Consider the following 12,790-nt stretch of genomic DNA (forward strand, 5'->3'; position numbering starts at 1 on the left):
CTTCCTGTTAGAATTCATACCATGCTTTGGCATCTTCACTGATTACTTTCCAGATGGTACCCTCGGCATGTCCGTCGGCAAAGGCGATATTGGAGTTGGAGGGTTTGTGGCGCGGGTAGAGACCGTACGGGTTGTCATACGGATTTTCGATTTTACTCTTGAGGCGCATGGCGACGGCGCCGTCTTCCGGCGTGTGTCCGCTGTCGCCGAAGGCAATGAGTTGCGTGGCTTTGCGGATACGGGAGATTTTCCGGAACGCGTACGGATTACCGGCCTCCGTCCCGTCGATTCCACCGAGCGTTGAATCGTTATACCCGTAAGAGGGTTCGTTGGCGTCATAGACATTGGGCGTCCCGTTGCTGTTGAACCCGGGGTCGGCCGGACACCGGTAGATTTCGGGCAGCTTGCCTTTCCACGACGTGACCGGCTCGAACCCGAAGTAGGGAGCGAAGGCGACTTTGTGCCAGCGGGTGGCGTCATTCCCCCCCAGGATCGGCATGAAGTCGCTGTTGTCGCCGGTGTACTGGATGAAGACGGTGCCGATCTGCTTGAGGTTGGAGGCGCAGGAGATCGTATGGGCCCGCGCCCGCGCCGAATTCAGCGCCGGGAGCAGCATGGCCGCGAGAATCGCGATGATGGCGATCACGACGAGGAGTTCGATCAGCGTAAAATATTTTTTCATCTCACTTCTCCCGTTTCAATTAGGACAATACGGCAAATATGTTGTTATTCAATGATTCTCCGCAGATTTTTCGCGGATTGCGAACCGTTCGATGTAATTCCGCAACGCTTCCTGCTGAAGCAGCTGTTCCGCGGAAAGACGGTCGCAGCCGACCCGGCAGAAATCATCCATCGGCACTCCGCAGCGGTTCAGAAAGTGCTTGGCCGAACGCGGATATTTGAATTCGACGTGACGCTGGACCAGATTGAAAAATTGCTGCAGTTCCCGCGCGCGCTCCGGGTCGTCCCGGAAACAGCGGCACAATTCCGCGAGCAGTCCCGGATAGAAATTGGCCGAAGTGCCGCTGTATCCCGCCGCGCCGAGCTTCAGCGACTCGAGGCAGGTCGTCAGGTTCGCATTGTAAAGCCTGAGGCTGGTTCCGGCGCAGGCGCGGAGCTTCCCGGCAATCGCGGCCGGGTCGCAGCAGGTGTCCTTCAGGAACGCGAGACGCTCCCCGGCAAGATGTGCCATGCGCCCGAGCAGCTGCGGAGGAATGAGCCGATGATACGGAAGCGGACACTCGTAGATGCCGAGCCGGATCTCCGCCGTCTGCGCCAGCAGGGTTTCGAACGCCGCGAACAGCGCCTCGTCCCCCGCTTCCTGCGGGACCAGGAGGCAGACCGGAATTACCACGGCATCCATGCCGAGCGCGGCCATGTCGAAGACAGACTGGAGCTTTTCCGCCTCGGTATTGCCGAGATATCCGCAGGCGACGACCGGAACGCGGCCGCCGCTTACGGCAACAGCTTCCCGGGCGAGTTCGAGCCGTTCGGACGGCGTCAGCTGGTACAGTTCGCTGCTGAGACAGACGGCGAACAATCCGGCGACCCCTTCGGCGATATAGTATTCAAGCAGCTTCCGGTAGGCCGGGAAATCGATTTTCCCGTCCGGCCGGAACGGAGTAAGCACGACCGGCCAGACTCCGGCGGCATGGTTGATGGGCGAAATCATCTTTCAGGTTCCTTTCGATTGCGTTCGATACGTTAATTATAGTGAATCCGGCCGTGAAAAGCAATACGGAAGTGTTTGCAAAAAAAATAAAAGTTTTTGCATTTTTTATAAGGATATCCGGCTTGAATCCGAAAATGAAGAAAAAAAGGAATATAATTTGCAAAATAACTTGAATTTATGCAATTGCCGGATAGAGTAAAAGCGGAGGCGGAACCATATGATGACGCAGACGGAACGGCTGATCGGTGAAATCAGGGAGAAATGCCGGGCGATCGCCGAACCGCTCCGGTATCTGAAGGGAGTCGGCGGAACGCTGCCGGATCTGCCCGGCGACATCGTCCTGCTGCAGCGGAATCGCGATTATCCGATCAACCGGACGCCGCAGCCGATGCAGCTGCTGCACCGCTGTTATGTGCTGACCGTCAGCCTGCAGGAGGAGGGGCTGGTCTGCGCGGCAGAGCATACCTGCCGTATTCCGGAGGGAGGCGCAACTCTGGTCTACCCGTTTCAGGGGCATCATTATGTGGTCGAGCAGGAAAATTTTTTCTGGCTGGTGGCGACTTTCCACATGGAGAACGCGTTCCTGCCGGATCTCATGCTGCGCAGCTTTGAACTTTCTCCGTTCGCCTGGCGGCTGACGGCCCGCATGGTGGAGCTCTATCTCGAACTGCTGGCCGGTTCGGCGGAGCGGGTGCGCGAAGGATTGCTCCAGACGACGCTCTATGCGCTTTTGCTTGAGCTGCGGCTGGGCCGCTGCGGGGAGGAGGGGCGGCCCGGCGGTGCGTTGCCTCCGCGGCAGCACCGGATTGAGCTCTTCGAACGGATGAGCCGCCGCATCTCCGGCGGAATTGCCGATCCCGCGCTTTCGGTTGCCGCATTGTCGGACGAGTTCGGCATTTCGATTCCGTCGATGTATCTCCTGTTTCACTCGCTGGTCGGCTGCAATCCCGGCGAATATATCCGGACGCTCCGGATCAAGCGGGCGATCAAACTCCTGAATGCGAACAATATGCTGATTGCGGAGGTCGCCGGGGAGTCCGGTTTCACCTCGCAGGCGGTTTTCAGCCGCTGCTTCCGCAAGGTGGTCGGCTGCTCTCCGAGCGAGTATCTGCGGAAACTTCGCGACTGACCGGCACTGCCCGCGATGCGGCCGGTCCGCGCGTTGCGTCTTTTGCGATGATGCGGAATTGACAATTTCCGCAACCGTGATATATTGACGGCAGGGGAAAGCGGGAGAACGTCATTCATCCGGAGGGAGATAAAGAGGAGGAGTAATCATGAACTGTTTTCAACTGATCGACTGTAATTCCGGCGAGGTCTGCGAAGTCGGCGCGAACGCCGTCGCTCCGTCGCTCCGGGAGTTTCTGTATCCGGCCGTACGGGAGGGGACCGGGCTGTACAAAGGGCTCTTTTACCGGATCGCCTGTTTCGACGGCCGGCAGGGGGCCTGCTTTCAGGTTCTCTGGCACGGGGAGGACGGCGAGGAGCTGCTCGACTGCTTCGTCGGCTGGGCGCCCGGGCAGGAGATGGTGCGGGACAAGCTGCGCGAATGCTGTCTCGTGCGCGCGCTCGGCATCGACTGGGAGGCGCTTGAACCGGACGACCGGTTCGCCGCCGTGCTGCGCTACGAGTGCGATCCGGCGGCTGCGGCGGTGAGGGACAGCGAATTTCCGGAGTGGAAGCGCCATCTCGAGAATCTCGTCCTCGCGCTGTCGGCCATCCTGATCGACACCCGCGGGCTGGAACATGCCGGCTGAACCGCCGGAGGCAGGGAGTTTTTTTGCGGAAAATATCGCGCCGTGCGGTTTTTCCGCTTGTTTTTCGCCCGATTCCCGGTATAATATCCGACGGCGACTGGTCACTTGAAACGATGGGAGGTTGGCGATGATTGCCGGATTGATTGTTCTTGCTGCTGCGGTTGTTCTGGTTCTGATTGTGATCGGCATGTACAACGGACTGGTGCGGGCGAAAAAACAGGTCGAAAACGCCTGGTCGCAGATCGACGTGCAGCTCAAGCGCCGGTACGACCTCATCCCGAATCTGGTCGAAACGGTCAAGGGGTACGCCGGTCACGAATCCGCGGTGCTTGAGAATGTGACGCGGGCGCGTTCGAATGCGATGTCCGCAAGCTCTTCCGACACCGGCGCGAAGATCTCGGCCGAAACCGAACTCTCCGGCGCGATCAGGAGCCTGATGATTCAGGTGGAGGCCTATCCGCAGCTCAAGGCGAACGAAAATTTCCTGCAGCTTCAGGAGGAGCTGACCGCCACGGAAAACAAGATTTCGTTCGCGCGTCAGCACTACAACGATACGGCGACGAACTTCAATACCGCGATCGCGGTGTTTCCGGCCAGCGTCATCGCCGGCATGTTCCATTTCCGCGACGCGGAGCTCTGGCAGATCACCGATGCGTCCGAGCGTGAAGCCCCGAAGGTCAAATTCTGACGATGCGGCCCCGGCAGACGTTTCAGCAGCTGATTGCGGCGAACAAGCGCAACAGCGTGTTCCTGATTGCCGGCATGTTCGCGTTCCTGCTGCTGCTCGGCGCTGTTTTCGGCGGCGCCTACGGAGGTTTCGAGTGGGGATTGCTGATCGCGGCGGTGACGGCGGTTATCGTGTTCCTGGCCGCCTGGTTCGGCGGATCGGGGACGCTGCTGGCCGTCAGTGGCGCGCGCCGTCTGGAGAAGGCGGATGATCCGCAGCTCTTCAATGTGGTCGAGGAGATGTCCATCGCGGCCGGAATCCCGATGCCGAAAATCTACGTCATCGATTCCGCCGCGCCGAATGCGTTTGCTACCGGGATCGACCCCGCCCATGCGGCCGTGGCGATCACCGAAGGGCTGCGGGAAAAGCTGACCCGGGAAGAGCTGCAGGGGGTCATGGCCCACGAGATCGGCCACATCCGCAACTTCGACATCCGTTATACGATGCTGATGGCGGTGCTGGCCGGTGCGATCGTGATGCTGGCCGATGCGTTTCTGCGTGTTTCGTTCCGTTTCGGCGGGGGCAGGCGGCGCGGCGGCAAAGGAGACGGCGCCGCGCAGCTCGTTCTGCTGCTGGCCGGTGTGGTGCTGGCGTTGCTTGCGCCTCTCGTCACCATGCTGATCCAGATGGCGATGAGCCGCCAGCGCGAGTATCTGGCGGACGCATCGGCCGTGGAATTCACCCGCAACCCGAGCGGACTTGCGCGGGCGCTTTCCAAGATTTCCGGCGACCGGACGCCGTATGAGGCGAGCCGGGCGACGGCGCCGCTCTATATCGTGAATCCGAAAGTCGAACTGCGCAGCGGCGCGGACGGCTGGTTCTCCACCCATCCGCCGATCCGGGAGCGAATCCGGCGGCTGTTCGAGCTGGCCGGCGGCGGAGCGGAGAACGGCGCGCGGAACTGAGTTTCATGCTGTTTCACTTTCAGGCATGGAGCCGTCTTTGCCCTTCCGGTTTGCTTTGCGCCTTGCGGCCTTGCACGATTCCTCGTGCTTCCTGCGCGACAAGGCAAAAATCAAATCAGGAATGTCTGCGCCTCTTTTCTGTTCCTGAACCCGCAGGGACGTCAAGGCTTTGTTAAGAACTCTCCGGATTTCGATTTTGTATAAAAACCGTTTTTTCATTGTTTCCCCTCTTGACATCGGCTTGGTTTTCCGGTATAATTATAAGCGAACCGGATAAGCAGCTAAGCAGCTTGCCGGCGACAGGAGAATACAGAATGGAAAACTGCTCGAAATCGGAATTGCTCGAACAGCATCTGCTGCGCGAGGTCCTGCCGCGCTTCCGGCCCGGTGAACGGATTCCGTCCGAACAGGAGATGGCCGACCGGCTCAACACGTCGCGCACGACCATGCATAAGGTCTACTTCAATCTGATGTCGCGCGGGCTCATCTATCGGCGCAACGGGGTCGGCACTTTTGTGGCCGAGCCGCCCGCGCCGCCGAAACCGGCGGTTCCGGCGCGCATGATCACGGCGGTCATGCCGTCTTTGCACCTGCTGAACGCGAAGGAGACTCCGAACTGGTTCAACCACCAGTATACGCTCGAATATTTCGCGGATGCGGCGCGGGAGGATAATTTTATCCTGAACGTTGTTTTCCTCGACCATGACCGCCATTCGCCGGATGAGGCCGAGAAGCTGCTGAATCGCGCCGACGTTCCGGCTTTTCTGTTTTCGTCGCTGGTGCCGGAGCACGCGCCGATCATCGAACGGCTGACCGCGGCCGGGAAAACCTGCGTCGGACGCTATTTCGGAAGGGCCGATTTCTGCCACAGCGTCTGGTTCGACATGGAAAATGCGTTTCTGCTGGCGGTGAAGCACCTGGCCGGAACCGGCCGGAAGCGGATCGCGCTGCTGGACTCCTGGTCGCCGGAGCTGCCGCAGATACCGCATTACGGCTACCCGATCATGCGGTATCGGATGTTCCGGCGGGCGCTGGAACAGGCGGGGCTCCCGTTCATCGCCGGGCTTTACCGCTTTTGTCCGCCGAGCATGTCCGACGGCGAGTGGGCGGCGCGGCGGATGCTGGAGGAGGGGCTGCGTTTCGACGCGATTCTCTGCGGCACCGACCAGCGTGCGTTCGGCGTGCTCGGCGCGCTGAGAAAAGCGGGCGTCCGGGTTCCGGACGACGTCGCCGTGATCGGACTCAACAATGAGGCGCAGTGCGCCGAGTGCGATCCGCCGCTCGCTTCGATCGAGGTGTCGTACCGGGCGATCGCGCGGGAGCTGTATGTGCTTCTGCGCGAACTGCTGGCGTCACCGCTTCCTCCGGGCGAATTCACCGGCCGCGCATGCCCGGGCCGCTTCATCTGGCGGGAGTCGGCGGGAGGAGGTGCGCCCGCCTGAAAAAAAGAGGCCGGACAGTGCTGCAACACCGCCCGGCCCCAAGTTTGAGTATCCCGCGTCAACGGAACGCCAAACCGTATTAACATACATCGGTTCGGCGTTGCAATCAAATCCGAAAGAGAGGAATTGCGAGAAAATGGAAAGAAAACGCCGAACATTCACCCTGATCGAACTGCTGGTCGTCATTGCGATCATAGCGATCCTGGCCTCGATGCTGCTGCCGGCGCTGCAGCAGGCGCGAGAGCGCGCCAAGTCGATCTCGTGCATCAATAACCTGAAGCAGCTTCACACCGCGACGGCGATGTATGCCGGTGATTACGGCTACTATCCGGCCGCCTGGTCCGGGAATTCGCCCGAAAAGAACTGGAAGACCGATATCGTCGGTTATCTGGCCGGGAAGCGGACCGACGCGAATTCGGCCGGAATCTACGGCAGTTTGAAAGTGCTTCAGTGTCCGTCGGCGATCGGTGCGCGTCCGTCGTGGTCGTACGGCATGAACTATCGTACCTACGCGGCGTCGGGCGGCGTCGGCAAACCGGTCCGCCGCGACGTCTGGGGGAGGGGAAAGCATAAGCCGCTGATTCTCGATATCGACATGAGCGGGCATTACATCAGCCCTTATGCGGCGACGCCGTGGTTCGCACCGCGCCACTTCGGATATTTCAATGTCGTCTGCGTCGACGGCAGCGCGCGGCCGGAGAAGGATATGGCCGCGAACAGCAAAACTCTCGACTGGTCGGCGAACTGAAGGAGCGGAAAATGAAACATCTCACCATTTTGACGGGAGTCATCATGCTGATTGCAGCTGTATCGAACGGAACGGCCGGAGAACTCCCGGCGCTCGACGGCAAACCGAAGCCGGGCATCTATGCGCTGACCAACACCTGCAACTGGGTGCAGAAGGACGGGAAACGGATCAACCTCTTCGAAACTCCGGTTGACGGCGTTACGAATTACGTGACCTGGCGTATGGTCCGGCCGGCGGAGGAGAGTGTGCGTTATCCCGGGCTCGACCGGATGATGCGGGAAGCCGTCGATAGCGGCAAGTTCCTCTCCTACGGGATTCTGGCTGGAATCCACACGCCGGACTGGGTCTATGAAAAGGCCGGCATTCCGCGCGTGGTTTACGATACCGTGCAGAATCGCGGCGGCTACCTGCCGTGGCTCGAAACCGGCGGCCGCCGCGTGCTGAACACTCCGTTCCTCGAGGTATGGGAGCAGACGGTCAAGGAGTTTTCGGAACGGCTCCATGCCGACCCGAACCGCGACCGGATCAACTATGTTCCGGTGACCGGTTTCCCGTTCGGCAACGGCTTGGAACTCTATATCCCGCTCGGCAAAAAGGATTTCGATGCTCTGAAATATGACCGGCCTTCCCAGAAGCTTTATATTGAGTTCTGCTGCCGCGTCATCGATATTTTCCTGCGCCATTTTCCGGATATGCCGCTCGGGATCGCCTATACCGACTGGTTCGGCGCCGATGCGGAGGGCAACCGCCGCGACCTGACCGAGAGCACGGCGATTCTCGGTTATGCCGTCGCGCAGGCGAAAAAAAACGGAGCCGTCGTCGTCCCGATGGGGCTCTGGCTCGGCTGGGACGGCATCTGCAACAACCCGGACCACCCGATGATGCGCCTGTTCGCAAAGAGCGCGCGTACGGCCGGTTTCGGCGCCTGGGAGGGGCAGATGGGCAGTTGCGAACGCAAATGCCTGCCGCTCGCCGAACAGATCGAATTGGCTCGCCGGAACCGGGTCGACTGGGTCCAGTTCTGGCATCACGACTGCATCTGCACCGAATGCGTGAAAACGCTCGGCGCGTACCGGAAGGCGGTGGCGCGATGAACCTCCTGTTTCTCGGCAGCGCGGCGTCGGAGGCGATTCCGGCGCTCTGGTGCGAGTGCCCGAACTGCCGGAAGGCGGCGGCGCTCGGCGGCAGGAACCTGCGGCGCCGGACCTCGTATCTGGCAGGCGGAAGCACCCTCGTTGATTTCGGTCCCGACGCGAACTGGCAGATGAAGGAGTTCGGGATCGACCCCGCGAAGATCGAACGGCTGCTGGTGACCCATTCGCATGTCGATCATTTCAATCCGGTCGAACTGCTGTGGCGCAGCGAAAATTTCAGCGTTACCGGCAGGCGGCTCGGTTTTCTGGCGAATGCCGCCGTGATCGCCGAACTCGATGCGCGGGTGCGGGAGTGCTCGATGGGGCGTTCGCTCGACGCCCTGCGGCTCGATGTGCGGGAGCTCAGGCCCGGCGTTCCGGTGCGGGACGGGGAGCTGGAGATCCTGCCGGTCCGCGCCTCCCATGCGCCGAAGGAGTGCGCGTTGAACTTCCTCCTTTCCGGGCGCGATGAGTCGCGCATTCTCATCGCGAACGACACCGGCTGGTGGCCGGAAGAGTCGTGGGAGCTGCTGCGCGGCCGGCGGCTCGACGTCGCCGTCATCGAAATCAGCATGGGAATCCGCATGCCGTACGCAGAGGAGCGCGGGTTTCATCTCGGCGCGAAGGCCGCGATCGCTTTCCGCGACCGGCTGGCGGAACTCGGCGCGGTGACCGCTTCCACGCAGGTCGCCGTGACCCATATCAGCCACCATGTCGGAGCGACCCATGAGGAGCTCGAGGCGTATTTCAGGCCATACGGCATGCTGGTCGGTTATGACGGCATGCTTCTCGGGAGGGCGTGAAAATGATGATGCCTTATCATGCCGCGCCGCTTCCGGAACGGGAGCGGCCGGTTGTGCGGGAAGCCGCCGCGGAGCTGCGCCCGGCCGATTCCTGCTTCGCTTTTTCCCGCGGAGATTTCGGTTTCACCGCATATGAACTTTCCGGGAGCGGGCGTTATCTGCTGCGGGTCGATCTCTGCGGATCGGCGTCGGCGCTGATCGCGTTCTCCCAGTATCTGTACGATCATCCGGAGCGGAGCCGTGCGGCGCTCGTCGTGATCGGCGGCTGCCCGCTCACGGAAGAGACGGTGAACGGTTTCATCGAGCTGCTGCCGGATTTTCCGCTGCTGCTGCCGGGCGGAGTTCCGGACAAGCTTCGCGATTACGCCGTCTCGCGCGCCGCGCTGAAAGGCGTGACCCTGTTCGTCGCGGAAACCGGGGCAATTCCGCCCGGGGAAAGAAAAACGGAAAAAAATCGGAAAACCGGTTGATCTTTTCCGACAAGCGCATATCTTAAATGAAGAGCCGATTTCAATCCTTTGAAATTGGCTCGAACATTAATTTGTGAAATACGTGACCGGGGAGGGGCTTCCGAGAGCTGAAACGTACCATGTCTACCAAAGACACGCATAAGTTCAAAGAACTGTACCGCTTCGTAAAACCGTATCAGACGATGCTCACCGTGGCCGCCGTGTTTCACGTGGTCTGCACGTGTCTCGGGCTGCTGATGCCGCTGGTGCTGAAGATCATCATCGACAAGGCGCTCGGCGGGTCGGACCTGAGTCTGCTCTATGTGCTGCTGGCCGGCGTGATCCTGCTCTACTGGGTCCGGGCGTTCTTCTTCTACACCTGCAACTACCTGACTTATTACCCGATCCACCGCATGCTGCTTGATTTGCGCGTGAAGCTCTTCAAGCACCTGCAGAGCCTGTCGCTGCGTTTTTACCAGGAGTACCGGACCGGCAAGCTGATTTCGAACATCCTGACTGACGTGGCCGCGCTGCAGTCGATGATTTCGACCGTGATCGTCGGCATCGCGTCGAACTTGTTCTCGCTGCTGTTCGTCGGCGTCATGCTCGTGGTGCTGAGCCCGACGCTGTCGCTGATCTGCCTGGTGGTGCTGCCGGTGGTCTATCTGGTGTTCTCGCGTTTCCGGAAGATCCTGCGGGAGCGTTCGATGATGCTGCGCGAGCATATGTCCGAGGTCTCCGCCAACCTCGCCGAAGTCATCAACGGCATCAAGGTCGTGAAGTCGTTCGGCAAGGAGCGTTCCGAGAACCGCAGCTTCATGGAGCGGCTCAAGCCGACCTTCGACATGTCGCTGAAGCTTTCGATGCGCGGTTTCATGCTGAACATCGTCATGGACCAGATTTCGATCTACACGTCGGTGGCCGTGCTCGGCTTCGGCGGCTACCTCGTGTCGCAGGGGAGGATGACGCTCGGAGAGCTCGTCGCGTTCTACACTTATATGCAGATGTTCTTCGGCCCGGTGGTCCAGCTGACCGGTTTTGCGCCGGCGATCAGCGAAGGCGCGGTCAGCGCCGAACGGCTGCTGACCCTCATGGCCTATGTTCCCGAGATCAAGGAGCGCGAGCACGCGATTCACATGTACCACGCGAAGGGGCATGTCCGCTTCGAGAACGTCTCGTTCGGCTACGCTCCGAACCGGATGGTGCTTCAGGAGTTCGATCTCGATGTCGAGCCCGGGCTCAAGGTCGCGCTGGTCGGGCCGTCCGGCTCCGGGAAGTCCACCATCGCGAGTCTGCTCATGCGCTTTTTCGATGTGACGAACGGGCGGATTCTGCTCGACGGCGAGGATATCCGCGACCTGTCGCTCGATTCGCTGCGCCGCAATGTCGGCATCGTGCTGCAGGAGTCGTTCCTGTTCTCCGGCACGATCGAGGAAAATATCCGCTACGGCAAGCAGGAGACGAGCTTTGAGGAGGTCGTCGAAGCCGCTAAAATGGCCAATGCATACGAGTTCATCCGCGAGCTGCCGCTCGGCTTCAGGACCGAGGTCGGGGAAAACGGCGTTTCGCTTTCCGGCGGGCAGAAGCAGCGGATCGCCATCGCGCGCACTGTGCTGCACAACCCGTCGGTGCTGATTCTCGACGAGGCGACGAGCGCGCTCGATACGATCTCGGAAGCGGTCGTGCAGCAGGCGCTCGACAAGCTCATGGCGAACCGGACCACGATCATCATCGCGCACCGGCTCTCGACCGTGCGCAACGCGGACCGCATCGTCGTCCTGAAGGACGGCCGCATCGCCCAGAGCGGCCGCCACGAGGAGCTGCTCTGCCAGGATGGGCCGTACCGCCGGCTCTACGCCATGCAGCTCAAGGAGCAGAAGGAGCAGGATTCACCCAACTATGCGGCGGGGCGTTTCGGCCTCGAGGATCCGGAGGAGTAGAAAATGACGCACAAGACGGCGGGATTGCGGGGAAAGCTCCGGCTGCTGACCATCATCGGTTTTTCGCTGGTGCTGCTGGTCTGCGGCGGCATCGTCGCGTTGTTTCTGTTCGATATCGAAGACGTGATTTACGCGCGCGGCAAGATCGCTTCGGAGATCGCCTACGACATCATCGGCCATATGGACGGCCGGGTCATCAGGCTGAATTTCGAGGAAGGAGACGATGTGGAGGCCGGTGAAGTCATCGCGCTGCTCGACACGATCCTGTACGACGAGCAGCGGGTCCGCATCGAGGCCGAGCTCCGGGAATACGAGGCCGAGCTCGAGGTGAAGAAGGCCGAACTCGAAGCGCTCAGGACCAATCCGCTGCCGAAGGAACTCTGGTATGCGGAGACGAACCTGAAGGAGAGCGAGGACAAGGCGAAGCGGACGCAGGCGAGGCTGAACCGTTCGCTGCAGCTGTCGAGCAGCAACGCGATTTCGAAGCGCGAATTCGAGGATGCCGAGATCGAAAACATCAAAGTGCAGGGGGAGCTGGCCCGCGCCCGGGAGAATCTGGCGAAGGTCAAGAGCGGGATCGGCGAACGCAACATTGAAAAGGCCGAACGCGACATCGACCTCGTGCGCGCCAAGATCGAGGGGCGCAAGGAGGAGCTGAAGCTGGTCGAACGCCGGATTCGGGAGTGCCGGATCGTTGCGCCGAACGACGGCCGGCTGGTCAGCATTCCGTGCAAATACACGCGGTATGTCCAGAAGGGCGACGTTGCCGTGAAAATGTCCTCCGGCGAAACGGTCAAGGGGCTTGCCTACGTCGACGAGAACGTCGTGCGCAAGGTGCGCCGCAACCAGAACGTCCGGATTTCGAGCGGCGTTTTCAACCGCCTCGAGTACGGTTCGTTCTACGGCAAGGTGGACCGCATCTACGATACGCCGGTTCAGGACCCCGCCACGAATGCGACGCGCTATCCGGTCGAGATCACGATCGACGCGCAGGGCCGCCCGCTCCGGCTCGGTTCGAGCGCTGAATTTGCAATCGTGACCGGCCGCGAGCCGGTCATCTACACGATCCTGAACCTGACCAAAGATCATGACGACTATCTCGAGCCGGAGCCGGAGGCGCGGCCCGAAGGAGCCCGGGCCGTCCGCTGAAAGCCGATGCCGGAAAAGTCCCGCTGCGCGCGCCGTTTTCCCGGTGCGCGCTTTTTTATGCTGAC

The 12,790-nt window shown here is 60.9% G+C and carries 14 protein-coding genes; 11 read left to right on the top strand and 3 right to left on the bottom strand.

The features are described from left to right. Window positions 1-7: 7 nt before the first annotated feature. Together FYJ85_RS24030 and FYJ85_RS10320 are read right to left on the bottom strand one after the other, a co-directional pair. Entirely contained in the window at window positions 8-682 is a 675-nt protein-coding gene (locus FYJ85_RS24030) for a prepilin-type N-terminal cleavage/methylation domain-containing protein (RefSeq protein WP_106055388.1), read from the bottom strand. A 48-nt stretch (window positions 683-730) separates the two neighbouring features. Beyond that, window positions 731-1,672, bottom strand: coding sequence for a dihydrodipicolinate synthase family protein (locus FYJ85_RS10320; RefSeq protein WP_154418350.1), 942 nt, complete (start codon window positions 1,670-1,672; stop codon window positions 731-733). A 217-nt stretch (window positions 1,673-1,889) separates the two neighbouring features. Between FYJ85_RS10320 and FYJ85_RS10325 the strand changes: the two genes are divergently transcribed. The 4 genes from FYJ85_RS10325 to FYJ85_RS10340 all read left to right on the top strand — a co-directional run bounded on the left by FYJ85_RS10325 (window position 1,890) and on the right by FYJ85_RS10340 (window position 5,061). Further along, window positions 1,890-2,801: a helix-turn-helix domain-containing protein gene (locus FYJ85_RS10325; RefSeq protein ID WP_154418352.1), complete on the top strand. Its 912-nt coding sequence runs from the start codon at window positions 1,890-1,892 to the stop codon at window positions 2,799-2,801. Window positions 2,802-2,949: 148 nt separating this feature from the next. Beyond that, complete coding sequence (locus FYJ85_RS10330; RefSeq protein ID WP_106055391.1) at window positions 2,950-3,429, top strand: hypothetical protein; 480 nt, start codon at window positions 2,950-2,952, stop codon at window positions 3,427-3,429. A 127-nt stretch (window positions 3,430-3,556) separates the two neighbouring features. Beyond that, window positions 3,557-4,117, top strand: coding sequence for a LemA family protein (locus tag FYJ85_RS10335; protein ID WP_106055392.1), 561 nt, complete (start codon window positions 3,557-3,559; stop codon window positions 4,115-4,117). A 2-nt stretch (window positions 4,118-4,119) separates the two neighbouring features. After that, the gene (locus FYJ85_RS10340) at window positions 4,120-5,061 is read left to right on the top strand and encodes a M48 family metallopeptidase (protein WP_154418354.1); all 942 of its coding nucleotides are present in this window, start codon (window positions 4,120-4,122) and stop codon (window positions 5,059-5,061) included. A 3-nt stretch (window positions 5,062-5,064) separates the two neighbouring features. On the opposite strand, the gene FYJ85_RS10345 is transcribed toward FYJ85_RS10340, so the two are convergent. Continuing rightward, the gene (locus FYJ85_RS10345) at window positions 5,065-5,280 is read right to left on the bottom strand and encodes a hypothetical protein (protein WP_154418355.1); all 216 of its coding nucleotides are present in this window, start codon (window positions 5,278-5,280) and stop codon (window positions 5,065-5,067) included. Between the two features lie 95 nt (window positions 5,281-5,375). Here FYJ85_RS10345 and FYJ85_RS10350 point away from each other — a divergent pair, with 95 nt between their 5' ends. The 7 genes from FYJ85_RS10350 to FYJ85_RS10375 all read left to right on the top strand — a co-directional run bounded on the left by FYJ85_RS10350 (window position 5,376) and on the right by FYJ85_RS10375 (window position 12,725). Further along, window positions 5,376-6,503 (top strand): GntR family transcriptional regulator, encoded by a 1,128-nt coding sequence (locus tag FYJ85_RS10350; RefSeq protein ID WP_106055395.1) that lies wholly within the window; start codon window positions 5,376-5,378, stop codon window positions 6,501-6,503. Between the two features lie 136 nt (window positions 6,504-6,639). Beyond that, window positions 6,640-7,251: a type II secretion system protein gene (locus FYJ85_RS10355; protein ID WP_106055396.1), complete on the top strand. Its 612-nt coding sequence runs from the start codon at window positions 6,640-6,642 to the stop codon at window positions 7,249-7,251. 11 nt (window positions 7,252-7,262) lie between these two features. Beyond that, a complete protein-coding gene (locus FYJ85_RS23095; RefSeq protein ID WP_206213099.1) occupies window positions 7,263-8,345 on the top strand; it encodes a hypothetical protein in 1,083 nt (360 codons plus the stop codon). Next, window positions 8,342-9,187, top strand: coding sequence for an MBL fold metallo-hydrolase (locus tag FYJ85_RS10360; protein ID WP_158704346.1), 846 nt, complete (start codon window positions 8,342-8,344; stop codon window positions 9,185-9,187). The genes FYJ85_RS23095 and FYJ85_RS10360 overlap by 4 nt, the downstream gene beginning before the upstream one ends. Window positions 9,188-9,189: 2 nt before the next feature. Then, window positions 9,190-9,657, top strand: coding sequence for a hypothetical protein (locus FYJ85_RS10365; RefSeq protein ID WP_106055398.1), 468 nt, complete (start codon window positions 9,190-9,192; stop codon window positions 9,655-9,657). 119 nt (window positions 9,658-9,776) lie between these two features. Next, window positions 9,777-11,576: an ABC transporter ATP-binding protein gene (locus tag FYJ85_RS10370; RefSeq protein ID WP_106055399.1), complete on the top strand. Its 1,800-nt coding sequence runs from the start codon at window positions 9,777-9,779 to the stop codon at window positions 11,574-11,576. Between the two features lie 3 nt (window positions 11,577-11,579). Continuing rightward, window positions 11,580-12,725 carry an HlyD family secretion protein gene (locus FYJ85_RS10375; protein ID WP_106055400.1) on the top strand — a complete coding sequence of 382 codons (1,146 nt, stop codon included), beginning with the start codon at window positions 11,580-11,582 and terminating at the stop codon, window positions 12,723-12,725. The last annotated feature ends 65 nt before the right edge of the window (window positions 12,726-12,790 follow it).

The sequence above is a fragment of the Victivallis lenta genome (assembly GCF_009695545.1).
In the GTDB taxonomy this organism is placed as follows: Bacteria; Verrucomicrobiota; Lentisphaeria; order Victivallales; family Victivallaceae; genus Victivallis; species Victivallis lenta.